This is a genomic window from Allocoprobacillus halotolerans (assembly GCF_024399475.1).
GTDB lineage: Bacteria > Bacillota_I > Bacilli_A > Erysipelotrichales > Coprobacillaceae > Allocoprobacillus > Allocoprobacillus halotolerans.
Window position 1 is genome coordinate 2,254,167 of record NZ_CP101620.1, and the last position, 25,572, is coordinate 2,279,738.

Annotated in this window: 31 protein-coding genes, 10 tRNA genes and 1 pseudogene; 40 read left to right on the forward strand and 2 right to left on the reverse strand. The window is 31.5% G+C overall.

Features of this window, described 5'->3' with window-relative positions; translation table 11 throughout:
* The first annotated feature begins 235 nt into the window (after window positions 1-235).
* The 10 genes from NMU03_RS13225 to pap all read left to right on the forward strand — a co-directional run bounded on the left by NMU03_RS13225 (window position 236) and on the right by pap (window position 8,551).
* Window positions 236-421, forward strand: coding sequence for a hypothetical protein (locus tag NMU03_RS13225; RefSeq protein ID WP_290138966.1), 186 nt, complete (start codon window positions 236-238; stop codon window positions 419-421).
* Window positions 422-457: 36 nt separating this feature from the next.
* Window positions 458-652: a helix-turn-helix domain-containing protein gene (locus tag NMU03_RS17745; RefSeq protein WP_353956702.1), complete on the forward strand. Its 195-nt coding sequence runs from the start codon at window positions 458-460 to the stop codon at window positions 650-652.
* Window positions 653-1,046: 394 nt separating this feature from the next.
* Window positions 1,047-1,397 carry a type II toxin-antitoxin system PemK/MazF family toxin gene (locus tag NMU03_RS13230; RefSeq protein ID WP_290138968.1) on the forward strand — a complete coding sequence of 117 codons (351 nt, stop codon included), beginning with the start codon at window positions 1,047-1,049 and terminating at the stop codon, window positions 1,395-1,397.
* Between the two features lie 552 nt (window positions 1,398-1,949).
* Complete coding sequence (locus tag NMU03_RS13235) at window positions 1,950-3,221, forward strand: transposase (protein ID WP_290137744.1); 1,272 nt, start codon at window positions 1,950-1,952, stop codon at window positions 3,219-3,221.
* 353 nt (window positions 3,222-3,574) lie between these two features.
* The gene (locus NMU03_RS13240; protein ID WP_290138970.1) at window positions 3,575-3,757 is read left to right on the forward strand and encodes a hypothetical protein; all 183 of its coding nucleotides are present in this window, start codon (window positions 3,575-3,577) and stop codon (window positions 3,755-3,757) included.
* Between the two features lie 360 nt (window positions 3,758-4,117).
* Complete coding sequence (cptIN, locus tag NMU03_RS13245; RefSeq protein WP_290138971.1) at window positions 4,118-4,591, forward strand: type III toxin-antitoxin system CptIN family toxin; 474 nt, start codon at window positions 4,118-4,120, stop codon at window positions 4,589-4,591.
* A gap of 540 nt (window positions 4,592-5,131) precedes the next feature.
* On the forward strand, window positions 5,132-6,094 hold the full coding sequence (locus tag NMU03_RS13250; protein WP_290142346.1) for an ROK family protein: 963 nt from the start codon (window positions 5,132-5,134) through the stop codon (window positions 6,092-6,094).
* On the forward strand, window positions 6,094-6,555 hold the full coding sequence (locus tag NMU03_RS13255; protein WP_290138973.1) for a PHP domain-containing protein: 462 nt from the start codon (window positions 6,094-6,096) through the stop codon (window positions 6,553-6,555). Before NMU03_RS13250 ends, NMU03_RS13255 begins: the two co-directional genes overlap by 1 nt.
* Window positions 6,501-6,980 carry a PHP domain-containing protein gene (locus NMU03_RS13260; RefSeq protein WP_290138974.1) on the forward strand — a complete coding sequence of 160 codons (480 nt, stop codon included), beginning with the start codon at window positions 6,501-6,503 and terminating at the stop codon, window positions 6,978-6,980. The genes NMU03_RS13255 and NMU03_RS13260 overlap by 55 nt, the downstream gene beginning before the upstream one ends.
* Before the next feature lie 101 nt (window positions 6,981-7,081).
* Window positions 7,082-8,551 (forward strand): polyphosphate:AMP phosphotransferase, encoded by a 1,470-nt coding sequence (gene pap / locus NMU03_RS13265; protein ID WP_290138976.1) that lies wholly within the window; start codon window positions 7,082-7,084, stop codon window positions 8,549-8,551.
* Window positions 8,552-8,587: 36 nt separating this feature from the next.
* On the opposite strand, the gene NMU03_RS13270 is transcribed toward pap, so the two are convergent.
* On the reverse strand, window positions 8,588-9,334 hold the full coding sequence (locus NMU03_RS13270; protein WP_290142347.1) for a Cof-type HAD-IIB family hydrolase: 747 nt from the start codon (window positions 9,332-9,334) through the stop codon (window positions 8,588-8,590).
* Window positions 9,335-9,604: 270 nt separating this feature from the next.
* Between NMU03_RS13270 and NMU03_RS13275 the strand changes: the two genes are divergently transcribed.
* From NMU03_RS13275 to NMU03_RS13410, 28 genes and pseudogenes are all read left to right on the forward strand, one after another.
* Window positions 9,605-10,399, forward strand: a complete 795-nt coding sequence (locus tag NMU03_RS13275; RefSeq protein WP_290138978.1) for an AEC family transporter — start codon at window positions 9,605-9,607, stop codon at window positions 10,397-10,399.
* A gap of 70 nt (window positions 10,400-10,469) precedes the next feature.
* A complete protein-coding gene (locus NMU03_RS13280) occupies window positions 10,470-10,685 on the forward strand; it encodes a hypothetical protein (RefSeq protein WP_290138980.1) in 216 nt (71 codons plus the stop codon).
* Complete coding sequence (locus NMU03_RS13285) at window positions 10,673-11,791, forward strand: DEAD/DEAH box helicase (RefSeq protein WP_290138982.1); 1,119 nt, start codon at window positions 10,673-10,675, stop codon at window positions 11,789-11,791. The genes NMU03_RS13280 and NMU03_RS13285 overlap by 13 nt, the downstream gene beginning before the upstream one ends.
* Window positions 11,752-12,477: a helicase-related protein gene (locus tag NMU03_RS13290; RefSeq protein WP_290138984.1), complete on the forward strand. Its 726-nt coding sequence runs from the start codon at window positions 11,752-11,754 to the stop codon at window positions 12,475-12,477. The genes NMU03_RS13285 and NMU03_RS13290 overlap by 40 nt, the downstream gene beginning before the upstream one ends.
* Before the next feature lie 35 nt (window positions 12,478-12,512).
* Window positions 12,513-12,641 (forward strand): hypothetical protein, encoded by a 129-nt coding sequence (locus NMU03_RS13295; protein ID WP_290138986.1) that lies wholly within the window; start codon window positions 12,513-12,515, stop codon window positions 12,639-12,641.
* Between the two features lie 56 nt (window positions 12,642-12,697).
* A complete protein-coding gene (plsX, locus tag NMU03_RS13300; RefSeq protein ID WP_290142348.1) occupies window positions 12,698-13,495 on the forward strand; it encodes a phosphate acyltransferase PlsX in 798 nt (265 codons plus the stop codon).
* Window positions 13,492-14,174, forward strand: a pseudogene (rnc, locus tag NMU03_RS13305) (ribonuclease III). The gene plsX and the pseudogene rnc overlap by 4 nt, the downstream one beginning before the upstream one ends.
* Window positions 14,175-14,241: 67 nt before the next feature.
* Entirely contained in the window at window positions 14,242-14,508 is a 267-nt protein-coding gene (locus NMU03_RS13310) for a LysM peptidoglycan-binding domain-containing protein (protein WP_290138988.1), read from the forward strand.
* Window positions 14,509-14,561: 53 nt separating this feature from the next.
* Window positions 14,562-14,870 (forward strand): FMN-binding protein, encoded by a 309-nt coding sequence (locus tag NMU03_RS13315; protein WP_290138990.1) that lies wholly within the window; start codon window positions 14,562-14,564, stop codon window positions 14,868-14,870.
* Window positions 14,837-14,917 carry a hypothetical protein gene (locus NMU03_RS13320; protein ID WP_290142349.1) on the forward strand — a complete coding sequence of 27 codons (81 nt, stop codon included), beginning with the start codon at window positions 14,837-14,839 and terminating at the stop codon, window positions 14,915-14,917. Before NMU03_RS13315 ends, NMU03_RS13320 begins: the two co-directional genes overlap by 34 nt.
* Window positions 14,918-15,039: 122 nt before the next feature.
* Window positions 15,040-16,575 (forward strand): nicotinate phosphoribosyltransferase, encoded by a 1,536-nt coding sequence (locus NMU03_RS13325; protein ID WP_290138992.1) that lies wholly within the window; start codon window positions 15,040-15,042, stop codon window positions 16,573-16,575.
* Entirely contained in the window at window positions 16,535-16,825 is a 291-nt protein-coding gene (locus tag NMU03_RS13330; protein WP_290138994.1) for an NAD(P)-binding domain-containing protein, read from the forward strand. Before NMU03_RS13325 ends, NMU03_RS13330 begins: the two co-directional genes overlap by 41 nt.
* A gap of 97 nt (window positions 16,826-16,922) precedes the next feature.
* On the forward strand, window positions 16,923-17,363 hold the full coding sequence (locus NMU03_RS13335) for a prephenate dehydrogenase (protein WP_290138996.1): 441 nt from the start codon (window positions 16,923-16,925) through the stop codon (window positions 17,361-17,363).
* 525 nt (window positions 17,364-17,888) lie between these two features.
* Entirely contained in the window at window positions 17,889-19,205 is a 1,317-nt protein-coding gene (gene ltrA / locus NMU03_RS13340) for a group II intron reverse transcriptase/maturase (RefSeq protein WP_290138291.1), read from the forward strand.
* 270 nt (window positions 19,206-19,475) lie between these two features.
* Window positions 19,476-19,550, forward strand: a tRNA-Cys gene (locus tag NMU03_RS13345).
* Window positions 19,551-19,555: 5 nt separating this feature from the next.
* Window positions 19,556-19,644: transfer RNA gene (locus NMU03_RS13350), tRNA-Leu, on the forward strand.
* Between the two features lie 95 nt (window positions 19,645-19,739).
* A tRNA-Arg gene (locus tag NMU03_RS13355) sits at window positions 19,740-19,816 on the forward strand.
* Window positions 19,817-19,830: 14 nt separating this feature from the next.
* Window positions 19,831-19,907: transfer RNA gene (locus NMU03_RS13360), tRNA-Pro, on the forward strand.
* Window positions 19,908-19,914: 7 nt separating this feature from the next.
* A tRNA-Ala gene (locus NMU03_RS13365) sits at window positions 19,915-19,990 on the forward strand.
* Between the two features lie 118 nt (window positions 19,991-20,108).
* Window positions 20,109-20,185 (forward strand) — tRNA-Met (locus NMU03_RS13370).
* 3 nt (window positions 20,186-20,188) lie between these two features.
* A tRNA-Asp gene (locus NMU03_RS13375) sits at window positions 20,189-20,264 on the forward strand.
* 4 nt (window positions 20,265-20,268) lie between these two features.
* Window positions 20,269-20,344 (forward strand) — tRNA-Phe (locus NMU03_RS13380).
* 25 nt (window positions 20,345-20,369) lie between these two features.
* Window positions 20,370-20,446 (forward strand) — tRNA-Met (locus tag NMU03_RS13385).
* A 40-nt stretch (window positions 20,447-20,486) separates the two neighbouring features.
* Window positions 20,487-20,563: transfer RNA gene (locus tag NMU03_RS13390), tRNA-Ile, on the forward strand.
* A 126-nt stretch (window positions 20,564-20,689) separates the two neighbouring features.
* A complete protein-coding gene (locus tag NMU03_RS13395) occupies window positions 20,690-21,064 on the forward strand; it encodes a hypothetical protein (RefSeq protein ID WP_290138998.1) in 375 nt (124 codons plus the stop codon).
* 29 nt (window positions 21,065-21,093) lie between these two features.
* Window positions 21,094-21,171 (forward strand): hypothetical protein, encoded by a 78-nt coding sequence (locus tag NMU03_RS13400; RefSeq protein ID WP_290142350.1) that lies wholly within the window; start codon window positions 21,094-21,096, stop codon window positions 21,169-21,171.
* 26 nt (window positions 21,172-21,197) lie between these two features.
* Complete coding sequence (locus tag NMU03_RS13405) at window positions 21,198-22,532, forward strand: HAD-IC family P-type ATPase (RefSeq protein ID WP_290139000.1); 1,335 nt, start codon at window positions 21,198-21,200, stop codon at window positions 22,530-22,532.
* Window positions 22,529-23,023, forward strand: a complete 495-nt coding sequence (locus tag NMU03_RS13410) for a hypothetical protein (RefSeq protein ID WP_290139002.1) — start codon at window positions 22,529-22,531, stop codon at window positions 23,021-23,023. The genes NMU03_RS13405 and NMU03_RS13410 overlap by 4 nt, the downstream gene beginning before the upstream one ends.
* Here NMU03_RS13410 and NMU03_RS13415 read toward each other — a convergent pair.
* Window positions 23,020-23,565 carry a hypothetical protein gene (locus tag NMU03_RS13415; protein WP_290139004.1) on the reverse strand — a complete coding sequence of 182 codons (546 nt, stop codon included), beginning with the start codon at window positions 23,563-23,565 and terminating at the stop codon, window positions 23,020-23,022. The genes NMU03_RS13410 and NMU03_RS13415 overlap by 4 nt on opposite strands.
* 128 nt (window positions 23,566-23,693) lie before the next feature.
* On the opposite strand from NMU03_RS13415, the gene NMU03_RS13420 reads away from it, so the two are divergent.
* Both NMU03_RS13420 and NMU03_RS13425 read left to right on the forward strand, forming a co-directional pair.
* Complete coding sequence (locus NMU03_RS13420; RefSeq protein ID WP_290139005.1) at window positions 23,694-24,707, forward strand: AI-2E family transporter; 1,014 nt, start codon at window positions 23,694-23,696, stop codon at window positions 24,705-24,707.
* Between the two features lie 23 nt (window positions 24,708-24,730).
* A complete protein-coding gene (locus tag NMU03_RS13425) occupies window positions 24,731-25,504 on the forward strand; it encodes an HAD-IIB family hydrolase (RefSeq protein ID WP_290139007.1) in 774 nt (257 codons plus the stop codon).
* The last annotated feature ends 68 nt before the right edge of the window (window positions 25,505-25,572 follow it).

A 25,572-nucleotide genomic window follows, 5' to 3' on the forward strand; every position in this document is an offset into this window, starting at 1 on the left:
GATTCATTTAAAATGAGTAGATTTATGACTTCTATCATAGAAAAAGAAACCACAGTTTTTTTTGTAAATTACTCTACTAGAATTTCAGTATTTCCAGATACTTATGATGAATTAGACAATTATTGTTATGCTCATGATGTAATTATTTTGAAAGTATAATATGGAGTTTAAAATTAGATGTCGCAGTCCTCCTATTCTAAATAGTTTATCTTTTACGTAAATGGAGGATTATCATATGGATTACGATTATAAAAAAGAGTACATGCGTTGGAAAGAATGGAAAGATGAAGAGGAAAAGCTTTTAAGACAGCATCATTTCAACGAACAAAAAATAGAAGAATTACATGAATTTGATTTGAAACAGTTTAATGCAGAGCGAAGATTTAGACGAAATCAAAATGTTACAAAAGATATTTTTTGATATGCAGCCAGTGCATGACAGAAAAATCTTTATTCAATAGAAGAGGTATTAGATCAGTTAGAAAATGAAACATTATTTGAATATTTAAAACATGCCGATCCAATTGTATCAAATATTATTTTATTAAAGCAACAAGGCTATAACGTTCGAGAAATTTCACAAATTCTAGGTATTTCTATGAGTTCAATCTACCGTAAAATAAAAAAAGTAAAAAAACTTTTAAAAATGTGAAAAAAAGATGTTTTCATGGCATATATAGTGAAGCCAATTGATGAAATGGTTTCAGACAGTTCCTTGAAAACAAAATAACAACTATTAGATACGTTCCTATTAAATGAGCCTTTCAGTCAATACGCCATGACCAGTGATATGAGAGCGAATAAGATTGAACTGTAAAAACATCTAGCAATTGTTTGGCAATGAAATTTATTAGGTATAATGATACTCCTGTAATGAAGTTGTGTGAGATACCACACAAAGGTGAAATTCCTGTGAAAGCAGTGCTAATGCTTGTCTAATAGTATCCTTAATGTTTTCGGGTATTCAGGGAAAAATAGAAAACAATGATTCATATGATAAATAACCAGATTCAATTTTGAGTCTGGTTTTACATAGGAGGTAAAAAATGAAAATTAAAAGAGGGCAGATTTATCTAGCTGATTTAAGTGAAAGTTATGGTTCTGAACAAGCTGGTGTTAGACCAGTATTAGTAATACAAAATAATAAAGGAAATAAATATAGTCCAACAGTTATTGTTGCTTGCATCACAAGTCGTTATCAATATAAGCACCACTTACCTACCCATTACTATATTCCTGATTCAGCTGGTCTTAGATATCGTTCTATCGTTATGATGGAGCAAATCAAAGTCATAGATAAAACTAGACTAATTAAGCATATAGGAAGTGTATCACCAAGATTTATGAAAATACTAGATAAGCGTATATTGATCAGTTTAGGTATTCCTAAAAAATGATTTTAATGAATTAATGATAATAGCAGATACATAAAGAAAGTAGGTGAAGAGGATATGCTAAGAATTAAGAAAATAGAATTAAAGCAAGAAGAAAATTTAATAAACGAATTAAAAAAATATCGTAGTTTATAATGAGGATATAGATATTGTTTTAATTCCCCTATAGATGAAACGAATTAATTTAAAATACCTATATCCTGATACTTATCAAGAAGATATATTAGTTGAAGTTGAGGATAATGTATATAAAGTATTGCGAAAAAGGAAAGAAATATGTTAATTAATTTGGATTGTACTAGCAACGAACAAGCAAATTATGAAAGTCTACTTAATTTAATACATTTAAAGGATATGAAAGAAATTATATTTTTAGCATTAAATCAGTTACCATTGCGACAAAGTAACAGAATATTTTGAGTTTCGGTAAAAAAATAAAAAACAGGTAAAAAGTTATTCACAAATTGCCTGTTTTGCTTTATTTATAAGGAAAATCAACCTCTTAAATGTTATAATAATTTTAGATCAATAAACAAAATTTAGGAGGGATTTTCCATGAGTTATTTTACCACAGATCTATATGAAACGAAAAGAGAAATTGTCAATTTTTCTAATAAATTATCAGACAGTCTTGATAAACCTGCTGCCAAGTTTGTCATGGACATGATGTTTGGTCTTGCAAGAAGTCAAAGTGTTCTACTTAGCGATATTGCCAGAGCTCTTGATGAAAATATCAAGCTCAATTATACAATTGACAGATTATCCAATCATTTGGCTCAATTTGATGATGAAGCAATGAACCAAATGAAATCCAATTATAATGATATGGTTATCAAGCATCTTAGCGAAGACAGGATCATTTTACTTGATAACAGTGAAATCATCAAAAAATATGGAAGAAAATTTGAAGATCTTTGTATGGTCAGGGATGCTTCCTCACTTAAGGATGACATTTATCCTGGATACCATGTATGTGAGGCAACTGCCCTCACACAGGATCAACATCATCCAATATCTTTGTATAGCCATATCTATTCAACTGAAAGTGAAGGATTCAGGTCAATGAACGATGAAACAATAAAGAGCATAAAATATGTCAAATCTCTCATTACTGAAAGATGTACATTTGTATGTGACAGAGGATATGATGCCAATGTATTTTATGATTACTTCATAGATGAAAATCATAATGCAGATGATTTCATCATCAGACTCAAAGAAAATAGAACATTATTGTTTAAAGGGAAGCCAAAGAAAGTAGGAGAAATCGCCAAAAGAAGAAAAGGCAAGATTAAGATGAACATGTATTTTTCTAAGGAAGACAGTGAAGTCTATGTATCACATACGAGAGTGGAACTGCCATCACAAAAGGGAAGGATATTAAATCTAGTCATTGTGTATGGATTAAGTGAAGAAAAACCGATGATGCTTTTAACGAATAGAGAGATCAGGAATAAAAGAGATGTGCATAAGATAGTGAGGGCATATATGTCAAGGTGGCGAATCGAGGAGAAATTCAGATTCAAAAAGAATCAGTATGGTTTTGAAAATATAAGAGTAAGGACAATGAAATCAATAAATGTATTGAATACGATATTGATGATGCATATAGGGCATATAACACTGTTGGCAGAGAAAGTAGACAAGAAATTACTGGTCATAAAGATGATAGAGAGAAGCAAATCGCTTAAAGGAAAGAGATATTACTGGTGCTATCAGATTAGTAAAGGAATACAGGAAATATTAAAATATGCACAAAAGGGAATCAAGGAGTTTCAAAATATAAGAGAGAAGCAGGAATACAGGCAGCTGCAACTGAAACTATAAAATGAACATATAGTAAATAATAAAAAAGGTCATGAAAATGACACTTTTTCAGCTACAATAAAAAGAGAATAAAAACAAAAAAGATGATATAGATAAGAAAACAAGGGTTATGACAATAAACAACAAGACATACCCTTCAAAAAAGAATGCAAAAAACCGAAAGTCAAAAGAATATATCTTGTATATTTTTTAGGTTTTTCTAAAGCAGAGCTAGCACGTATTGAGGGTTGTACTGAAGGTGCAATTAGAAAATCAATTAAACGTAGACTCATACAGTTAAAAAGAATGCTTAGAAAATATTATGAATGATGTATTTACAAATTATGATTATGATATAAAGGAGTGATGACACTATGGAAGATAATGACAAGAATATTCTTGCTATAAAACAATTTAGTTCTAGAACTGGATTGAGCATTAAAGTTGTGAGAAGATTAATCAAAGAGAAGAAACTTGTATTTTTTATGAGTGGGAAACGAGCCTATATCAATTATCAACTTTCGGTAAAAAGATTATTGGCAAGTGAGAATAAGTAGTATGCGAAGTTTAACATTTTTGTGTTAAGAAAATTAAATCTCTCAAGAGCTAAAATAAAGGTAAGGATATATTCATAGAGTACGATAATTCTATTAAAATATTAGCGTGTAAAATTGAAAATCATTGACTTAAATATCAATCAATACTCATTAAAATGAAATTGAAGGATATAGATGAATATTTATTTATATCTGGACATACTATTAAATGAAAAGTGATGTTCAAATATTTTCCGCTAGCTAGCTTGCGGATATAAAAGGCCAGTGTTCAAATATTATCCGTTAATTCGTGTACGGGATATAAAAGACGAATGTACAAATTGCCCCTAATTGGGGCATTTTATTTAGGAGTATAATTTTATGGTTCAATTAGGAAATTTATATTTTATAAAACAATCGTTTTTTAATTTGGTTCAAGACAATAATTTGTCTATCAATAAACCAGACGATGAAAATGGAAAGCATGGGCGTCCTGCTTTTTGTGTTATCAAGATTGATCAAAGTAACTACTACTGGGTAATACCATTTTCTCATCAAATAGAAAAGTACCAGAAAATATATGATAAGAACATTCAAAAATATGGTGGTTGTGATACTATCGAATTTGGATATGTTTTAGGAGAAAAGAAGGCTTTATTGTTACAAAATATGTTTCCAGTTACTGAACAATATTTTGAAAAAGTATATATAGATAAAAATACAAAAAAGCCCATTGAATTATCAAATAAGTTAAAACATAATTTTAATAAAATAATATCTTTATATAGTAGAAAAGGGGTAAAACTAATATTTACTGATATAAATAAGATACTGCAAACATTAAACATTATTTAGATTGTTTGATCCTATAAATTTTTGAATTTCTTGTTTTATCTGGATCTTAAACTTTCAAAAACTACTCAAATACAGTAAATTATAGGCAATACAAATATTCAAAGCAGTTAGTATTTATCGACGAAAATTAAAATCACTTAATTCTAGAATAAGAGTTATAAAATGGGGATAGAGTAAAATAATATATGATACAATTGAAGATTAAAAGTTTGATTTTTTTGTTTAGGCTTTTTTATTATTCAATATTTTAAATATCGAAAATTTCTGACAATGAATATGATATGTTTGAAAATTATGTTTTAATGATTTTTATTTGGGTTTAATGGAAGAAGAAAATGTTGTTTTAAAAAATGCTTAAACAAACATCAATGATTGATGAAAAATCAATGAGATAAAATGAATGGTTTTCATAAAGTTAAAAAAGCAGAATTCTTAAAAATGCTTGAAATTTATATATATTTTCATAGAAATATGTTATGATAAAAATAGCTTTCGATAAGACTTGACGAAAGAATAGAAAAGAGTGATAATTTGTCAAAAGTGAATGATTTAAAGTACATGAATATTCAAAAAATAAGGAAGTGTTTTTATCAGGGAAAAGTTTGGACAAAGAATGAACTTGCGAAAGCAACACATTTATCGTTAGCCTCTACAACAAATATTTTGCAAGAATTATTAAAGAATGAAGAAATATTTTTTATTGGTGAAAATGATTCAACAGGTGGAAGAAAATCTAAACAATATGTTTTAAATAAAGATTACCATCATATTTTAAAAGTCATATTAAAAAGACAAGAAGATTGTTATGAATTTATTTGTCAAGATGTTAACTTATTAAATCAAATTATTATGACACAATCTTTATCTTCTTTACAGGGAACAAAAGAAGAATTAATGATATTATTAAAAGATATTTTAAATAAAGATAAGTGCATTAAGATGATGAGTTTAAGTATTCCAGGTGTTTGTTATCAAGGAAAGATTGGTGTCTGTGATTTTGAACAGTTTGAAAATTTTGATTTTAAAAAGTCTATTCAGACTTTTTACCAACATCAAATGATTTTAGAAAATGATGTCAATATTGCAAGTATTGGTTTTTCTTGTCATTATCCAGAATGTTCTCATATGATTCTTGTTTATCAGCCGTTAGTAGAATATATTGGTTGTGGAATTATTGTTAATGGTAAGCTTTATAATGGATTTACGCATTTTGCAGGAGAACTGAGATTCTTGCCATTTTACACACCACAAATGCAGGATGAAATGTTAAAAAAGAATCCAGCTGAATTATTAGAAAAACAATTATCAACACTTTGTTGTGTGTTAAATCCTGAAATGATAGGTGTTTGTAGTGATGCAATCGATGATATTAAAAAGATTCATTTATCCACAATCCCAACAATGCATCAACCACGAATGATTCATGTCAAAGATTTATATCCACTTATAGAAGATGGACTTTATCAAATGAGTATAAAAGGAATATTGGAGGAAGAAAGATAATGAAGAAAAGTTACATTGATTTACACATGCATAGTTTTTATAGTGATGATGGAGAATTTACACCGATTGAACTTGTTGATATGTGCCATGAGGCTGGTATTCAAATCATGGCTATCGCTGATCATAACTGGGTAAAAGCAAACAAGGAGGCAGCTAAACATGCCAAAGCATTAAACATGACGTATATTCCAGCTATTGAAATTGATTGTACATATAAAGGTGTGAATTTACATGTGTTAGGTTATGGCATTGATAATGATGTGTGTTTTAATCAGCTAGGGGAAAACATTGAAAAACAAGAACTTACTTGCAGTATGAAAAAGTTAGAACTCACAAATGCTTTAGGTTTTGATTTAAAAAAGAACAACTTGATGCACTTTCTAGCAATGGTGTTTATACCGGTGAAATGTTTGGAGAAGCTTTGCTTAATGATTCAAGATATACTGATCATGAATTATTAAAACCTTATCGTGAAGGTGGAGCGCGCAGTGATAACCCTTATGTTAATTTTTATTGGGATTATTATGCACAAGGAAAACCATGTTATACAGAAATTCATTTTCCAACTTTAGAAAAAACGATTGCCTTAATTCAACAACATGGAGGCGTTGCAGTTTTAGCACATCCAGGTAATAATTTAAAAGGAAAATATGAATTGTTTGATGAAATGGTGGCTTTAGGTTTACAAGGAGTGGAATGTTTCTCAAGTTATCATGTACCTGAAACCAATGAATATTTCTACAATAAAGCCAAAGAGCTTAAGCTTTTATATACTTGTGGAAGTGATTTTCATGGTAAAACAAAACCAGCTATCCATTTAGGAAAAAATGGTTGTCAAGATCCTCAAGAGATTGAAAAACTTTTAAAAGATTATCATCTTATTTAGTAATACACCCTTTGGGTTGTATTATTTTTTAAACCTCTACTTTTTATTTGAACGCTTACATAAAAGTGATAAAATAAAAATATGTAGGTAGGAGGAAAATTATGTTAAAGAATTATAAATTTGAACAAATTGAAATTGCACCCGATATTGAAGAATGTTTAGAAAATGCAAAACTTGAACTTTCAAAAAAACAGATGTTATTAAAAGAAAAGAAATTACCTGTTGTTGTTTTATTTGAAGGATGGGGAGCATCAGGAATTGGAACAACACTTGGAAAAGTGATTCAAAACATGGATCCTCGTTTTTATAATGTTGAAACAATGAATAAAATCAGTGAGGATGAAAGTCGTAGACCATTTTTATATCGTTATTTTTTACGTATTCCTGAAAATGGAATGGCAACTTTTTATGATCATGGTTGGATGAATGATCTTACAAAACAATATATGCATCAAACAATTTCTAAAAAGACATATCATCAACGTGTTGAAAGTATTCAAAAATTTGAAAGAAGTTTGGTTGATAATGGTTATATTGTGATTAAATTCTTTTTTCATATTTCTAGATATGAACAAGCTGAGCGTATGCGTAAATTATTGAAAAACAAAAATACTAAGTGGCGTATCAGTGATGAAGATTTATGGCAAAATAAACATTATGAAGAATATTTGGAATTATATGATGATTATATGAATGATACCAATGCTAGCTATGCACCGTGGTATGTTATTGATGCAACAAATAAAAAATTGGCACAATTACAAGTTCTAGAGACATTAATGAGCTGCATTCAAGAACGTTTGGATCATGAAAAACAAGATGCTCCATTGATTGAAAATGTTTTTGAAATGAGAGAAATGATTCATTTGGATGATTATGATTTAAGTGTAGGCATCAGTGATGAAACATATCGTAAAGAATTGAAGAAATGTCGTAAAAAATTAATGAAATTGCATAATAAATTATATCGTAAAAAAATCCCAGTTGTGATTGCTTATGAAGGATGGGATGCAGCTGGAAAAGGTGGTAATATTAAACGTGTGGCTTCTGGACTTGATCCAAGAGGTTATACAGTTTATCCAATTGCTGCTCCTGATAAAAGTGAATTAAATAGACATTATTTATGGCGTTTTTATAAACGTTTGCCAAAAGATGGTCATATTGCGATTTTTGATAGAACATGGTATGGACGTGTCATGGTAGAAAGACTAGAAGGGTTCTGTAGTGAAAATGATTGGCAAAGAGCTTATAATGAAATGAATGAATTTGAAAAAGAATTACATGATTGGGGTGCTATTGTTATTAAATTTTGGGTACAGATTGATAATCAGACACAATTAGATCGTTTTACAGAACGTCAAAATACACCAGAAAAACAATGGAAGATTACTGAAGAAGATTGGCGTAATCGTGAAAAATGGGATTTATATGAAAATGCAATTACGGAAATGCTGCAAAAAACAAATACGATTTTTGCCCCTTGGTATGTCCTAGAATCTGTTGATAAAAAATACGCTCGTATTAAAGCGATGAAAATTGTGATTCGTGAGATTGAAAAAAGACTTGGATAAAAAATAAGAATAAGGTTTGTTGCCTTATTCTTATTTTTATAACAATTGAAAATGTTTACAAGCTTTATAAATACTATCATGATCAACATCGTCTGTCACATAATCTACAATAGCTTTGACTTTATCATTCGCATTTTTCATTGCAATGCTTAAAGCAACATGTTTTAGCATGGGTATATCATTGCCACCATCACCAAAAGCCATGGTATGAGCTAAATCAATGTGATAATATTTTAAAAATTGATCAATGCCATGTTGTTTAGATCCACCTAATGGGGAAATATCACAAAAAGTTGGATACCATCTTGAAGCATGACAATGAGGCATCACTTTCAATACTTCTATTTCTTCTTTTTCATCTACAAAACACATACATTGATATATTTTTTGTTGAGCAACATCACGACAATCTCTAGCTGGATGATTATCATTATGAGTGATTTCATGGATTTCATCAACTAGATGATTACGCATATTAAAATATTTTGTATGTTCTTCAGTGAATCCACAAGGAAAAGGTTTCTTGTCTAAATAATTTAATAAATTCTGAATATCTTGTGAATCAATTGTATTTTCATAGATGACTTCTTCATCGGTAAAGCAATACTGACCATTTAAAGTGATGTAGCCATCAAAAGGGAAACCTTGTAAAATGTCCAATCCATCTTTGCCACGACCAGTTGCGATAAATAATTTGATTCCGTTATTTTTAAGTGTTTTTAAAGTTTCAAATGTAGATAAGGGGATTTGATGCGTCTGAAAACTTGCAAGAGTCCCATCAATATCAAAAAAATTGCCTGAATCATAATTGCCTCCTTCATTCTTTTTTTATTATAGCAGTCATTTCTATAAATACAAAAATTTTTTTCATATTTTGCTTGTTTTTTCTTTTTTATACAAGACATGTTATAATGCATAGAGAAGGAGAGGACCAAACATGTTTGACGTTTTTATAACATCTTTAACTTTTGTTTTGATTATTGTTATTGCCTATACACTTAAAAAGTTAAAAGTCTTAAAAAGAGTGATGCGAATATTCTTGCAACTATTATTATGAATGTGACTTTACCCTGTGCCCTTTTAACAAGTGCCAATGGTATATCTTTAGATGCAACGATTCTTATCTTGATTGCAGTAGGGATTCTTTCTAATGTATTGATGATTTGTGTAGGATATTTTGCTGCTTTTAAGGAACGTCCAATCTTAAAAGGAACATATATGATTAATGTTTCAGGGTATAATATTGGAAATTTTGTTTTACCTTTTGTGCAAGCCTTTTTTCCAGGCATGGGTGTTGTTTATTTATGTTCATTTGATATTGGAAATGCATTAATGGGACTAGGAATCACTTATGCAGTGGCTGATCATGTTGCCAGTGGTGAAAATTCATTTTCACTTCTGGAAGTGTTTAAAAAACTTTTTTCATCTATTCCTTTTGATGTTTATTTGTTGATTTTTATCATGGCTATTTTTCATATTCAATTTCCATCGTTTCTTTTGTCTATGGCTACTACGATTGGGGCTGGCAATAGCTTTTTAGCAATGATGATGATTGGATTGATGCTTGAAATTAAAGTTTCACCAAGTGAAGCTTATCATGTTATCAAAATTATGATTTTAAGAATTGTTGGAACTATACTTGTGGCAGGATTGATTTTTGTAGCATTGCCATTACCAATACTTGCTAAGCAAATCTTAATCATGGCCTGTTGTGCCCCTTTATCCACAGTATCAGCTGTTTTTAGCCAAAGAATAGGATATAGTGGTGATATGCCTGCAACAACTAATTCTTTAAGCATTATAGTTTCCATTGTTTGTATGGTTATTTTGTTATTGATTTTTATTTAATGAAGATATTCTTATTGAGAGAGTATCTTTTTTCAAAATTATGATACAATAGACCTCAGGTGGTGCGAAAATGACAGATATTCGATTATTAAAGACAACAGCCAAACGTATAGAACTTTTAGAACAAATGAATATTCATACTTTAGAAGATTTGATTACCCAATATCCCTATCGTTATGAAATTATTGAAGAACAATATCCAACTGAAGAAGATGACCATATCATCATTGAAGCAAACGTCATTTCACCAGTAAAAATCTTTTTAAAGGAAGAATGTCAAGAATGACTTTTGAGGTTGAAGATCGTTATTTACAACATTTTCAAGTAACAATCTTTAATCGTCATTATTTAAGGCAATATTTAAAAATAGATACAACGATTACAATCATTGGAAAATGTCAACATCACCGTATTACGGCTTCAGATATTAAAATTAAGTCATTGAAGGATATGGGAGGTATTTATCCTGTTTATTCATTAAAAGAAGGATTAACTCAAAAATCTTATCGGCAATATATAAAAAAAGCACTCCATCTTTTACATCAACAAATTGAGGAATTTATTCCAGAAAAATATTTAATTCAACACCATCTAATACGTAAAGAAAATGCATTGTATTGTATTCATTTTCCAGAAAATAAAAAAGATATTCAAGAAGCTTTGAAATATTTAAAATATGAAGAATTTTTAAGGTTTCAATTAACGATGCAGCTGATTAAGCAACAACGTATTCAAGAAATTGGCATAGCCAAAGTTTTTGATATTGAAAAATTTCAAAACTGGATACTTTCCTTGCCTTTTGCTTTAACACAAGATCAACAAACATCTATTAAAGAAATCGTTGAAGATTTAAAGAGTCCTCATATGATGTATCGTTTTTTACAAGGTGATGTTGGTAGTGGTAAAACAGTTGTCAGCTCAGCAGCTTTGTATGCCAACTATTTAGCAGGTTTTCAAGGGGCTTTAATGGCACCAACAGAAATTCTAGCAACCCAGCATTATCAGACTTTGATACAGTTTTTTGAAAATACAGATGTTCATATTGAATTGTTGACAGGATCTTTATCAGTCAAAGAAAAAGAGGAAGTTTATCAAAAAATCATCAGTGGTGAGGCTGATATGATTGTAGGAACCCATGCTTTGTTTCAAGAAAAAGTAGTTTATGGTAATTTAGGTCTGGTGATTACAGATGAACAGCATCGTTTTGGGGTTATGCAAAGAAAAGCGTTGAAAAATAAAGGACAACAAGTCGATTTTCTGATTATGAGCGCTACACCAATTCGCGTACTTTGGCCATTTCGATGTATGGGGATATGGATGTATCTACGATTAAAACAATGCCTCAAGGACGTTTGCCCGTCATTACACGTTATATTTCTTCTTCATCAATGAAACCAATATTAAAAGATTTAAAAGAATATCTATCACGTGGTGGACAATGTTATGTGATTTGTCCATTGGTTGAAGAAAGTGAGAATTTACAAGCCAAAAGTGCTATCCAAATTGCTGGAGCAATGCAAAAATATTTTCAATCGCAATATCAGGTTGGTCTTTTACATGGACAAATGAAAGAAGAAGATAAAGAAAAAGTTATGACTGGTTTTTTAAACAATACAATTCAAATTTTAGTTTCGACAACTGTAGTAGAAGTTGGTGTTGATGTTAAAAATGCGAATATGATGGTGATTTATAATGCTGAACGTTTTGGGATGAGTCAACTTCATCAATTACGTGGACGTATTGGACGTGGAAAAGAACAAGCCTATTGTTATTTGATGAGCTCATCTACAACATCAGAGGCTAAAGAACGTTTGAGATATTTAGAAAAAAGTCATGATGGTTTTGAAATTTCATTATATGATTTAAAATTAAGAGGACCTGGAGAAGTTTTAGGACATCGTCAAAGTGGTTTGCCAACTTTTTTGGTGGCTGATTTGATGAAAGACTTTCCCATCTTGTCTATTGCCAGAAAAGACGCTGATAAGATTATTCAAGACTATGTTCAAAAACATGAATATCAAGGGATTATTTGTAAGATTCAAGAGAAATTGAAAGTGAATAATGAATATGTTGATTAAATATGTTATACTTACAGACGGGGAGTGAATGAAACATGTATAAATTATCAATAGATGCAATGAGTGGTGATTTAGGAAGTTCAATTGTTGTAGAAGCTTGTGAAATGTTTATGAAAAAACATCAAGATGTAGAACTTTATGTCACTGGAAAAAAGAAGAATTAGAAAAATTATCTAAATATGCCAATATTCATATTGTGGATGCCAGAGATATTGTGAAAATGGATGATGGCATTATGTCAGTTCGTCGTAAAAAAGAATCAAGTATGGTTAAAGCTGTCATGATGGCAAGAGAAGGTGTTGTGGATGGTGTGGTTTCATGTGGTTCCACAGGTGCATTCTATACGAGTGCCATGCTATTTTTAAAACGTATTGAAGGGGTAGAAAAATCATGTTTAATGGTCATGATGCCAACTTATAATGGGAAAGGAATGGCGATGCTTGATGTTGGAGCTAATGCTGAAAATACTGCCCAGCAACTTTATGACTTTGCAATTATGGGAAATATTTATGCGAAAAATATCAGAGGAATCGCAAAACCACGAGTTGCTTTATTAAATATTGGAACAGAGTCTAAAAAAGGTGATGAAGCCCATCAACAAGCCTTTCAATTATTAGAACAAAGTGATCGTTTGCATTTTGTGGGAAATGTTGAAGGACGAGATATCATTAGTGGTGATTATGATGTTGTGGTCACTGATGGTTTTAGCGGGAATATTGCTTTAAAAACATGTGAAGGTGTTGCAGCAACTTTAATGAAAATGATTAAAGAAAGTATGATGTCATCATTAAAGGGAAAACTAGGAGCATTATTAGCGAAATCTTCATTATATAGTTTAAAAGAAAAATTTGATTATAAATCTGTAGGTGGCGCTTTAATGATGGGGTTTGAAAAAGCTGTTGTCAAAGCTCATGGTGCCAGTGATGCTAAAGCTTTCTCTAATGCAATGGAGTTAGCATACCAGATGGTTAAATTAGATGTTGTGGGACAAATGAAAGAAGGATTAAGTCAAAAATGAAAATATTAGATTTTTTACAGAAAGAAAAGATACCATTTCAAAATATAGCACTTTATAAAGAAGCTTTTACCCATGCTTCTTATGCAAATGAATCGCATTTTGTACATAAAGATTATGAACGCTTAGAATTTATGGGTGATGCTGTTTTACAATTATTTGTATCAGAATTTTTATTTCAACTTTTCCTTGATGTTCCTGAAGGAACATTAACGACTTTACGAAGTAAATTAGTTCGTGAAGAATCTTTAGCTCGTTTTTCCAAAGAATTAGGTTTAGGTGAATTGCTTTATTTAGGAGTTGGAGAAGAAAAAGTGGAGGACGCACACGTGAAAGTGTTTTAGCTAATATTTTTGAATCTTTTATTGGTGCATTGTATTTAGATTGTGGAAAAGATGAAGTTTTAAAGATTTTAGAACAAACTATTTTTAAACATGTCAATGATTTAGATTATGATGATATTACTGATTATAAAACAACTTTACAAGAATTAATACAAGCTGATCAGCGTCGTACAGTTACATATGAATTATTAGAGACATCTGGTCCATCCAATGCTCCTGAGTTTAAAGTGGCTGTCATGATGGATGACATGTGTTTAGGTGTAGGAAAAGGAACAAGCAAAAAACGAGCTGAACAACAAGCTGCAAAAGATGCTTTAAATAAATTAGCAACAAAATAAAAATACTGAGGATTATGCCTAGACATTTTTGTGAGAATACACATACATTATCTTGGGAGTGATAATGATGTATAATCCATATATGTATGATGATGAAAGAATTGTGAATCCACGTGTTGGAGAAATTGTTTTGTATACGGTTCATAAAGGAGATAATGTTTATCGTATTGCAAAAACTTTAAATAGTGAGGTGGCATGGATTCAAGCAATGAATCAATTGGATGATGATTTGTTAATTCATCCTCACCAGCAATTGTTGATTCCAATTGTTTTTCAAAAAGTTCCACCAATACCACAACCTTATCAAAGAGAAACCTATGATTTATATTTTTAAAAAATGCATAAGATTTGAAATTAAGCAAAAACTATAAATAGGAGGTTTGGAAAATGAAAAAAATAATCATCCTATTTATGGTTGCTTTGTTGTATGGATGCTCAAATGAAAAGCCAACAGAAGAAAAGAAAACCCAATATAAAGATGGCACTTATACAACAACGGCGATGGGATATGGTGGCGAATTTGAAGTTGAAACAACATTAAAAGATGATAAAATTCAAGATATTGTTATTAAAGAACATAATGAAACACCTTCTATTGGTGGTGTAGCTTTAGAACAAATGATTGAAACAATGAAAGAAAAAATCATTATGATGTGGATACAATTTCTGGGGCAACCAAATCATCACAGGCGTTGAAAGAAGCTGTTGCGAAAGCTTATGAAAAAGCCAAAAATGAATCTTGATATTCTTTATTTGTCGAAAGTAGTTACAAAAAAATGTAGCTACTTTTTTTATCTAGGAAGAATAAGTCTTTATTTTTTATAAAAAATGGTATATGATAATGAAAATGATAGGGGGCTAAATAATGGAAGAAAACTATGTTGGTCGTGAAAGAAATATTACTTTAATTATGGATTTTTATGAATTGACGATGTCATATAATTATTTTAAATTAGGAAAACAGAATGAAATTGTTTATTTTGATATGTTTTATCGTAAAAATCCTGATCAAGGTGGATTTGTGATTTTTGCTGGTTTACAGCAATTGATTGAAGCTATTGAAAATATGCATTTTAGTGATGGAGATATTGAATATTTAAGATCTTTAAATGTTTTTGATGAGGATTTTTTCACTTATTTAAAAAATTTCCGTTTTACTGGAACGATTTATTCAGTCAAAGAGGGAACACCTGTATTTCCTTATGAACCATTAATTACTGTGAAGGCAAAATTAATTGAAGCACAATTAATAGAGACATTTTTGTTAGTAACAATTAATCATCAATCTTTAATTGCAACAAAAGCAAGACGTATTGTTCAAGAGGCCAAGGGACGTGCTGTCATGGAATTTGGTGCTAGACGTGCACAAGGTTATGATGGGGCTCATTACGGAGCAAGAGCAGCTTATATTGGCGGTGTTGTTGGAAGTGCTACAGTATCAGCTGGAAAAGATTTTCATATGCCGGTTTTAGGAACAATGGCTCATTCATTTGTCCAATCTTTTGATTCTGAATATGAGGCTTTTAAAGCTTATGCTACAACATATCCCGATAATTGTGTTTTATTAGTAGATACATATGATACTTTAAAGAGTGGTGTTCCTCACGCTATTCGTGTCGCTGAAGAAGTTTTAGCACCAATGGGGAAAAGATTAAAAGGAATTCGTTTAGATAGTGGGGATATTGCCTATTTAACAAAGAAAGCTAGAATGATGTTGGATGTAGCAGGGTTACATGATTGTCAGATTACTGTTTCTAATTCATTAGATGAATATTTAATTCGTTCAATATTGGAACAAGGCGCTCAAATTGATTCTTTTGGTGTCGGTGAAAACATGATTGTCTCTAAATCTTCACCAGTTTTTGGAGGCGTTTATAAATTAGCTGCTGTTGAAAAAGATGGAGAGATTATTCCTAAAATTAAAATTTCTGAAAATACTGAAAAAATTACGAATCCAGGATTTAAGAAAGTCTATCGTCTAATCGAAAAAGAAACAAATAAAGCCATTGCTGATATTATTGCTTTCCATGATGAAATATTGGATGAAAATCAAGATTTAACGATTTATCATCAATTAGATTCTTGGAAACATAAAACACTTTTTGCTGGTACATATGAGATTCATCCTTTACAGACACTTGTTTTTGATGAAGGAAAGAATGTCTATCCGCATTATTCATTAGATGAAATTAGAAAGTATTCTGAGCAACAGAAACGTCTATTATGGGATGAAATCTTCCGTTTAGAATATCCTCATATGTATTATGTTGATTTGACACAAAAATTATTAGATTATAAGCTAAAAATGTTAGCGAAAGGAAAAAAGGACATTAGTCCTTTCTTTTTAAAGGATTTGTTTTATGATAATTACAGTTGTTGGTTTAGGTGTTATAGGTGGTAGCTTTGTAAAAGCGTTGAAAGGCAAAGGATATGATGTATATGGTGTGGATTGTGATTTAAAGACTTTAGAAATGGCAAAGGCTGAGGGGTGTATTATAGAAGGATACCAAGATGGACATGAGATTATTGCTCGAAGTGATTTAACGATTATTTGTTTGTATCCTTCTAAAGTTTTAGAATTTATTGCTAATCATCAATTTAAAAAAGGTAGTATTGTGACAGACGTGGTTGGAATTAAATCTTATTTTTGAAACAGGCATTGGCTATTATAGATAAAGATGTCGAGTATATCAGTGGTCATCCAATGGCTGGACGTGAGAAAAAGGATATCTTTATGCCAGTCAAGAAGTGTTTTATAATGCCAATTATATTGTCATTCAACATGAATTCAATCAATTAGATAAAATTGAATGGATGCGTCAATTTGTTGGAAAGTTAGGTTTTAAAAGTGTCAAAATTATGAGTCCCTATGATCATGATGAAATCATTTCATTTACTTCTCAGTTACCACATACATTGGCAGTTGCTTTAATGAATAGTAATGATGAAAAATATGAAACTGGAAAGTATATTGGAGATTCTTTTCGTGATTTAACAAGAATTGCTAATATTAATGCAGACTTGTGGTCAGAACTTTTCTTCCACAATAAAGAATATCTATTGGCATCAATGGAACGATTTGAAAAAGAGTTTGATCAGTTAAAACAAGCTATTGCTAATGGTGATGAAAAAACTTTAAAAGCTAAGTTTTTAGAATCCTCTAGACGACGAGAGAAATTAGAAAAATAGAAAGAAGAGACTTCATTGCATGAATAATCTTCTTTTTTGTATGCCGGGCATGGCATATATCTAGGTGGTGAAAGTCCACTGTGGGGGGCGATGTCGCAACTGCCAACCACTAGCCAATATCAAGGGTGTCTATCGTGAGATGGAATCTGAAAGAAGATGGAGGCAAAGTCCTGGTCCGAGGAACACGAATCACATCAGGCATATAATAGGGACGAGTGTGCAAAACAACACGAAGTCATAAGAGGTTGCGGAATAGGACTATTATATGTAAATGTGGCGGATATATGGGAGGAAAGAGATATGACCTTATCCCGGGAGGTCTCACTAGCGATACAGCAGTAACAACGAATAGTGAGAAGTCAGCAGAAGTCGTAGTAGTAAGGAAGTGACTGTAATGGTCATGGAGCGAAGGACTGAATAAATCTATCAGTTATTGAATTTTGAATTGATTTCATTATACGAAACCGTGGAGATAGACGAGTACACTAGAAGACCCGAAAGAAGAATGTAGGGAAGGTGAGTATAATGGATAGCGAAAGAAATGGAGGTAACGAAAATATGAAAACTGATAACACATTGCTTGAGGAAATGCTTAGTGATACTAATCTAGAACTAGCATTTACACAAGTCAAACGAAACAAAGGTGCAAGTGGAGTAGATGGAATGGAAGTAGCTGAACTTAAAGACTATTTAGATAAACATCTAGAAGAAATTAAGGACAGTATACGAAACAAGACATATAAGCCACAACCTGTGAGAAGAGTAGAAATACCCAAACCCGATGGCGGAATACGAAATCTAGGAGTGCCAACAGTACTTGATAGATTTGTCCAACAAGCCATAGCCCAAGTGTTAATACCTATCTATGAACCAATATTCAGTGACAATAGTTTTGGATTTAGACCAAATAGATGTTGCGAAATGGCAATCATCAAAGCATTGGAATATATGAATGAAGGCTATCAGTGGATAGTAGATATAGACCTAGAAAAGTTCTTTGATACAGTTAATCATGATAAACTTATTTCACTTGTCATGAAAGATGTAAAGAGTGGAGAAATAGTATCCCTAATTAGGAAATATCTAGTAAGCGGGATTATGATTGATAATGAATATAAAGAGTCAGTCGTAGGAACACCACAAGGTGGAAATCTAAGTCCGCTACTCAGTAACATAGTTCTCAATGAACTAGATAAGGAAATGGAAGCACGAGGACTAAGATTCACACGATATGCAGATGATTGTATTATATTAGTGGGTAGCAGTAAAGCCGCCGATAGAGTAATGGAAAACATTAGTAAATTCATAGAAAAGAAACTAGGACTTAAAGTAAATATGACTAAAAGTAAAGTTTCCAAACCTAATGATATTAAATATCTAGGATTTGGATTCTATTATGACTCTTTTTCATCTATGTGGAAAGCAAAACCACATGAGAAATCTATCGCAACACTGCAAACAAAACTAAGGAGACTAACAAATAGAAGTTGGTCAGTATCGTGGGAATATAGAATACTTAAGATAAGACAACTTGTAAATGGGTGGATTAACTATTACCGTATTGGAAATTTTATAAAAGTCTGTAGAAAACTAGATGCACAAATAAGATTTAGGATACGTATGTACTTATGGAAGAAATGGAAAACCATAGGAAATAGAGAAAAGCAACTAAGAAAGTTAGGGGCATTACCATGGCAAGCTAAAACTTGGGCAAACAGTCGAAAATCATATGCAAGATGTGCAAGTACATTTCTTCAAACAAGAATAACTAATGATTTATTATATAGAAAAGGACTACCATCAATGGTAGCCCAATATCAGTTAAAACATATTTCAGTATAGATTTAAACCGCCGTATGCCGAACGGCACGTACGGTGGTGTGAGAGGTCGAAAATAAATATAAAATTATTTATTTTCTCCTACTCGATTATATTTATGGAAAGAAAAGTGAAAAAATATGATTTTTTATAAAACGAAAAAACATTGAATTAAAGAAGAAAAAATAATTTATAGTATGAGATGTAGTAAGGGAATTATAAAAAAAACAAAAAAAGGTATTGCATAAATGTGGAAAATATTATATACTATTTGAGCAACGAGTTAAGGAAGTTGGTTCCATAGCCAAGTTGGTAAGGCTACAGACTGCAACTCTGTCATCGTCGGTTCGAGTCCGGCTGGAACCTCCATCGTTGCCCAGGTGGCGAAATTGGTAGACGCACAGGACTTAAAATCCTGCGGACCTTAAAATCCGTGCCGGTTCGACTCCGGCCCTGGGCACCAGTTATAAAAATCGGCTCTGAAAAGAGTTGAAAAAAATAAAAAAAGTGTTGCAATTGAATATGAAATGTGATACTATTGAATGGCACTGTTAAGAGGCGCTAGTAGCTCAACTGGATAGAGTGCTTGACTACGGATCAAGAGGTTGTGGGTTCGATTCCTGCCTAGCGCGCCAATCAATTATGTTAACGGGAAGTAGCACAGCTTGGTAGTGCACCTGGTTTGGGACCAGGGGGTCGCAGGTTCGAATCCTGTCTTCCCGACCATTGTAATGGGGCTTTAGCTCAGCTGGGAGAGCGCCTGCTTTGCAAGCAGGAGGTCAGCGGTTCGATCCCGCTAAGCTCCACCATTATGTTGCGAGGTTTACCCAAGTCCGGCTGAAGGGATCGGTCTTGAAAACCGACAGGGGATGAAAGTCCCGCGGGGTTCGAATCCCTCAACCTCCGCCATTTTATTTAATTTCATATCGCGGGATGGAGCAGTCTGGTAGCTCGTCGGGCTCATAACCCGAAGGTCGTTGGTTCAAATCCTTCTCCCGCAACCAAATGGTCTGGTAGTTCAGTTGGTTAGAATGCCGCCCTGTCACGGCGGAGGTCGCGGTTCGAGCCCCGTCCAGACCGCCATTATGGTTCCGTAGCTCAGTCGGTAGAGCAGAGGACTGAAAATCCTCGTGTCGCTGGTTCGATTCCGGCCGGAACCACCATTCATTTAAAAACGATTCACTACATGGCGGGGTAGCTCAGTTGGCTAGAGCAATCGGTTCATACCCGGTGGGTCGGGGGTTCGAATCCCTTCCCCGCTACCATTAAGTATCGTAGTGGTGAATACCACTTTTTATTTTATACGGACCCTTAGCTCAGTTGGTTAGAGCTATCGGCTCATAACCGATCGGTCGAAGGTTCGAGTCCTTCAGGGTCCACCAATTGTCATTAACCTCAATTCTTGAGGTTTTTATTTTTTATAGTCTTATTTATGTTATAATGGTTTTGTTAATATTCATATATATTTCATAACAATATGATATATTCAGTGAGAAGTAGGTGATAGAATGGATAATATAAAATTAATGGGATTAACTCATCAACAAGTTGAACAACGTGTACAACAGGGATTGATGAATATATCCCATGACAATATTTCAAAAACAAAAAAACAAATTATATTAGAACATACTCTTACATATTTTAACTGTTTAAATCTCTTTTTAGCAGCTATTATTATTTCAACAGGACGTTGGACGAATTTAACATTTATGGTTGTTATTTTTATTAATGCTTTTATTGGTATATATCAAGAATTAAAAGTAAAAAAGATTATAGATCAGTTAACAGTTGTTACAGTTAAAAAAGTAAAAGTTATCCGTGATCAACAAGAAATGATTATTCCGACTGAAGAACTTGTAAAAGATGATATCGTTTTTTAGAAACTGGCAATCAAATAGGAAGTGACTGTATTGTTTTAGATTCACATGGGATGGAAGTCAATGAAGCTTTATTGACAGGTGAATCAGAACCAGTTAAAAAAATCTAAATGATGAACTTTTATCAGGAAGTTTTGTGGTTGCTGGAAGTGCCTATGCAAAAGTTATTCGTGTGGGTAATGAGAATTATTCTACAAAACTTGTTCATAAAGCAAAAAATAAAAATAATGCTTCTTCAGAAATGAAAGATTCTATTGAAAAAGTTATTAAAATATTAAGTGTTGTTATTATACCTGTTGGATTGGTTTTATATTTTTCACAACGTAGTGCTTTTCCTAATGATTTAGCAAGCGCTATTGTTAAAACAGTAGCTGGTGTTATTGGAATGATTCCCGAAGGACTTGTTTTATTGACAAGTTTGTCATTTATTATTGGAGTGGGAAAGTTAGCACGTAAGAAAGCTTTGATACAGGAGATGGAAGCCATCGAAGCTTTAGCAAGAGTTGATGTTTTGTGTCTTGATAAAACAGGAACTATCACAACTGGAGAATTAAAAGTTGAAAATGTTTTACCAATTAATTCTCATACTCTTCAAGATATTGAATTTATAATGGGGGTTATGGCTCATGAATGTGATGATGTCAATGCAACGCAGTTAGCACTCCAAAATTATTTTTCTAAGCAGTATCATGTCAAGATTGATAACTCTATTCCATTTTCATCACAACGTAAAATGCGTGCTTTAACGATTGTGGGAAGAGGTAACTATGTTTTAGGGGCACCTGATTTCTTACTGATGCCTGATGATGAATTTTTGATAGAGGCTGAAAAGTATGCTAGTAAAGGATATCGTGTTTTATTATTAGGACAAACGGATTCCATTGATGTTTCACAGTCACAAATTGGTGCAGTGAAAGCTATGGCTTTGATTGTTATTTATGATTGTATTCGTCCTGAAGCCAAAGAAACATTACGTTTCTTTGAAAATGCTCATGTTGATATTCGTATTTTATCAGGTGATAATCCAACTACAGTTGCGCGTGTGGCACAATTAGCGGGTTTAAAAGATGGACATCTTTATATTGATGCTTCAACATTACCTGAAGATGATTTGGAAATGGAAAAAATTGTTTCACATTATCATGTTTTTGGACGTGTCAAACCAGAACAAAAACAACGTATTATAAAAGCATTACAAGCCAATGGACATGTTGTAGGGATGGTTGGAGATGGAGTCAATGATGTTTTGGCTTTGAAAGATGCTGATTGTGGTATTGCGATGGCGGCTGGTAGTGATGCTGCTAAACAAGCTGCTCATATTGTATTATTGGATTCTTCATTTGCCTCAATGGTTGATATTGTTAAAGAGGGAGAGCGATTATTGCAGATATTGAAAGAGTCAGCTCACTTTATCTTACAAAAACAATTTATTCTACAGTTCTTTGTCTTGTCTTTGCTGGATTACAAATGAGTTATCCTTTTACCCCTTTACAATTAAGTTTAATCAGTGGATTAGCTATTGGTTTACCAAGCTTTTTATTGACTTTAGAACGTTCTTCATCATTATCATCACAAGGTTTTTTAAAGCATGTTATTTCAACAGCATTACCATGTGCTTTAACAATGATTATTTATATGCTTTTGATTACTTTTATTGGATATCAGTTTCATTTTAGTGATCGTCTATTATCAACATATTATTATCTTGTGGCTGGTTTTATTAGTTTTCTTGTTGTTTTTGTTGTATGTCTGCCTTGGAATCGCTTAAGAGTTATTGTCGCTAGTGTGATTACTGTTGTTTTCTACTTGATTTTAATGGTTATGCATGATTTCTTTGAAATCAATTCTTTATTTTCTGTGTCGATGCTTTTTATCATTCCTATTTGTGCAACAACACCTTTTGTTTTGTTTGCATTGAAACGAGGTATTGTTCATATTTATAAATATCTAGGAAAACATTAACGTAATAGCTTTAAATTATAAACGGAAATATGCGTATTGGTTTTAGAAAGAATTTGTTGGCATTGTTCCTTTGAAAGATCAAAGAGTTTATAAGGATGAATATTAATGGTGGATACATAAGCACCACATTTGATTTGAAATGAACATTTCTTATGTAAATAATCAAAAGTTTTATCTTGTAGATAATGATAAAGATCAATGAATGCTATTTCAATCAAATCTTCGTTCGTATTAAACATGACCATAAAGAAAAAATTAGATCTTTCATAATAAAGACTAACATCTCCGAAATCAAAATACTCTTTCATTTTTTCCATGAGATGCTTAGAAACATGAAAATAGAGTTGAGGATATTCTTCAATCAGGTAAGGTATAATTTGAAATTCAATATAAATACCTGTTAAAAAGCGAACGGATTGGGGAATGTGGAGTTGTTTAAAAAAAGGATAAAGATTTTTTTGATAATCTATATGTTGATAGGAAAAATCTGGATCTAAGATTGGAAATTGATATTGATTATGTGTTATATCATATATGTACATTATTACTCACCATATTTATTCTAACATCATGAAAATAAGAAAAATGTCGATTTATGTCATCATTTGTATAAATAAGTCTGAAAGGACTTATTTTTTGTTTTTTAACATATATATGATTAGGTGAGTCTATGAATCGAAAGAAATATATTGTGATTGGATGTAGTTTATGTCTTTATATCATTATTCTAAAATATATGTTTTCATTGTTTTTTCCTTTTATTTTAGCGATTCTTTGCTTTTTTATATTGAAACCGATTGTTGATCGTATTCAACAGAACATACCCCTTCAAAAAAGTGCTATCGGTATTTCGTTATTATTATTTATTTATCTTCTGTTTGCCTTTTTATTGGCTTTATGTATAACCGCTTTATTTTGTTTATGTATGCATTTTTTTCAAATGCTACCAGTCTATTATGATTCTATTTTTTTACCATTTATTTATAAAACGACAAAACTTTTTCAACAAATATTTTCTTTTCTGCCACAAGATTTCGTTATCATTTTTCAAAACTGGATTCATCAAAATATGTTAGATCTCATTGCCTTTGCCTCAACATTTATTAAATCCATACCATCTTTTTTATTTTCCTTTTTTATGTTTGTGATTTCAACTTTCTTTTTGATGTTAGATTATGAAGATATGAAAGATTGTTTCTTTAAATTAGTTCAAAAAAAGACCTGTTATCAATTGGCACAACTCAAAAATAAGGTTTTAAAAAGTCTATGGATTTATATCAAATGCCAACTTATTTTAATGATGATTACGTTTTTTATATTACTCATTGCATTTTTTATTCTAAAAATAGAGCCAGCATTTCTTTATGCTTTCGCTATTTGTCTATTAGATAGTCTTCCTTTTATTGGTGTTGGGATCATCTTAATTCCTATGATCATTCTTTATATTTTTCAAGGTATTTATATAAAAGCCATTTATTTACTTTGTTTATATGTCATCATTAATATGATTCGTAGCTTTTTAGAACCCCATATCATGAATAAAGAAATGAAAGTTCCAGCTTTTTTATTGCTTGTTTCGATGGTTTTGCATATACATTTTTTTGGTATTGTGGGAATTGTCCTTTCGCCTTTGCATATGAGTTTTTTATATCAGTATTTTCATAAAAGTGGAGATTTGATATAATAAAGCAAGGGAGGAAGATAATGATGCATAAAAAGTATTTTTTCTTTGATATAGATGGAACATTGACTCATAAACAAACAGGAGAATTAATAGAAAGCGCTAAAATAACGATTCAAAAATTGCAAGAACAAGGGCATTTTGTTTGTATTGCGACAGGAAGAGCTTATTATAAAACAAAAGAATTTGCAAAAAAAGCTGGTTTTCATCATATTGTCAGTAATGGTGGAGCAGCAATTACTATTCATGATCAATTGATTGAAAATAGACCACTTGATCGTCAAAAAGCCATTGCCTTATGCCAGGAGGCGCATCAAAAAGGTTTTGGTTTATTAATTTCACCCAATGATAACATTGATGTTATTATGAATGATGAACTATTTATTCAACAGGTTGGTTATCGTCAAGAACCAACACGTTATTTTTATGATTCATCTTTACAATATCAAGATATTAAGGATTACTACAAAATATATATTGCGATTGAACAAGAACGTGAACAGGAATTGACACTATTGAATTCTTTAGGACATATTCGTTTTATGAAAGAATATTTAACATATCAACATGATGCTAAAGATGAAGGTATTTTACGAATGTTGGAGTATGTCGGTGGACAAAAAGAAGACGTAGTGGTATTTGGTGATGACTATAATGATTTGATTATGTTTAAGCCAGAATGGACATGTATAGCTATGGGAAATGCCTGTGATGCTTTAAAAGAAAAAGCAACTTTTGTAACGAAGGCAAGTTATGATGATGGAATTGAATACGCTTGTCAGTATTTTGGATGGATTTAAATAAGAAATAATTGTATACAATTATACAAAAATATGATATACTATTAGTTATACAGAAAAAGGGGTGA

What these genes read in the sequence shown, in the direction of transcription:
- NMU03_RS13225 (WP_290138966.1), top strand. Translation starts at nt 236, where the DNA reads ATGGATTACGATTATAAAAAAGAGTACATGCGTTGGAAAGAATGGAAA.
- NMU03_RS13230 (WP_290138968.1), top strand. Translation starts at nt 1,047, where the DNA reads ATGAAAATTAAAAGAGGGCAGATTTATCTAGCTGATTTAAGTGAAAGT.
- NMU03_RS13235 (WP_290137744.1), top strand. Translation starts at nt 1,950, where the DNA reads ATGAGTTATTTTACCACAGATCTATATGAAACGAAAAGAGAAATTGTC.
- NMU03_RS13240 (WP_290138970.1), top strand. Translation starts at nt 3,575, where the DNA reads ATGGAAGATAATGACAAGAATATTCTTGCTATAAAACAATTTAGTTCT.
- cptIN (WP_290138971.1), top strand. Translation starts at nt 4,118, where the DNA reads ATGGTTCAATTAGGAAATTTATATTTTATAAAACAATCGTTTTTTAAT.
- NMU03_RS13255 (WP_290138973.1), top strand. Translation starts at nt 6,094, where the DNA reads ATGAAGAAAAGTTACATTGATTTACACATGCATAGTTTTTATAGTGAT.
- NMU03_RS13260 (WP_290138974.1), top strand. Translation starts at nt 6,501, where the DNA reads ATGTTTGGAGAAGCTTTGCTTAATGATTCAAGATATACTGATCATGAA.
- pap (WP_290138976.1), top strand. Translation starts at nt 7,082, where the DNA reads ATGTTAAAGAATTATAAATTTGAACAAATTGAAATTGCACCCGATATT.
- NMU03_RS13275 (WP_290138978.1), top strand. Translation starts at nt 9,605, where the DNA reads ATGAATGTGACTTTACCCTGTGCCCTTTTAACAAGTGCCAATGGTATA.
- NMU03_RS13280 (WP_290138980.1), top strand. Translation starts at nt 10,470, where the DNA reads ATGACAGATATTCGATTATTAAAGACAACAGCCAAACGTATAGAACTT.
- NMU03_RS13285 (WP_290138982.1), top strand. Translation starts at nt 10,673, where the DNA reads ATGTCAAGAATGACTTTTGAGGTTGAAGATCGTTATTTACAACATTTT.
- NMU03_RS13295 (WP_290138986.1), top strand. Translation starts at nt 12,513, where the DNA reads ATGTATAAATTATCAATAGATGCAATGAGTGGTGATTTAGGAAGTTCA.
- plsX (WP_290142348.1), top strand. Translation starts at nt 12,698, where the DNA reads ATGGATGATGGCATTATGTCAGTTCGTCGTAAAAAAGAATCAAGTATG.
- NMU03_RS13310 (WP_290138988.1), top strand. Translation starts at nt 14,242, where the DNA reads ATGTATAATCCATATATGTATGATGATGAAAGAATTGTGAATCCACGT.
- NMU03_RS13315 (WP_290138990.1), top strand. Translation starts at nt 14,562, where the DNA reads ATGAAAAAAATAATCATCCTATTTATGGTTGCTTTGTTGTATGGATGC.
- NMU03_RS13325 (WP_290138992.1), top strand. Translation starts at nt 15,040, where the DNA reads ATGGAAGAAAACTATGTTGGTCGTGAAAGAAATATTACTTTAATTATG.
- NMU03_RS13330 (WP_290138994.1), top strand. Translation starts at nt 16,535, where the DNA reads ATGATAATTACAGTTGTTGGTTTAGGTGTTATAGGTGGTAGCTTTGTA.
- ltrA (WP_290138291.1), top strand. Translation starts at nt 17,889, where the DNA reads ATGGATAGCGAAAGAAATGGAGGTAACGAAAATATGAAAACTGATAAC.
- NMU03_RS13395 (WP_290138998.1), top strand. Translation starts at nt 20,690, where the DNA reads ATGGATAATATAAAATTAATGGGATTAACTCATCAACAAGTTGAACAA.
- NMU03_RS13410 (WP_290139002.1), top strand. Translation starts at nt 22,529, where the DNA reads ATGAGTTATCCTTTTACCCCTTTACAATTAAGTTTAATCAGTGGATTA.
- NMU03_RS13415 (WP_290139004.1), bottom strand. Translation starts at nt 23,565, where the DNA reads ATGTACATATATGATATAACACATAATCAATATCAATTTCCAATCTTA.
- NMU03_RS13420 (WP_290139005.1), top strand. Translation starts at nt 23,694, where the DNA reads ATGAATCGAAAGAAATATATTGTGATTGGATGTAGTTTATGTCTTTAT.
- NMU03_RS13425 (WP_290139007.1), top strand. Translation starts at nt 24,731, where the DNA reads ATGCATAAAAAGTATTTTTTCTTTGATATAGATGGAACATTGACTCAT.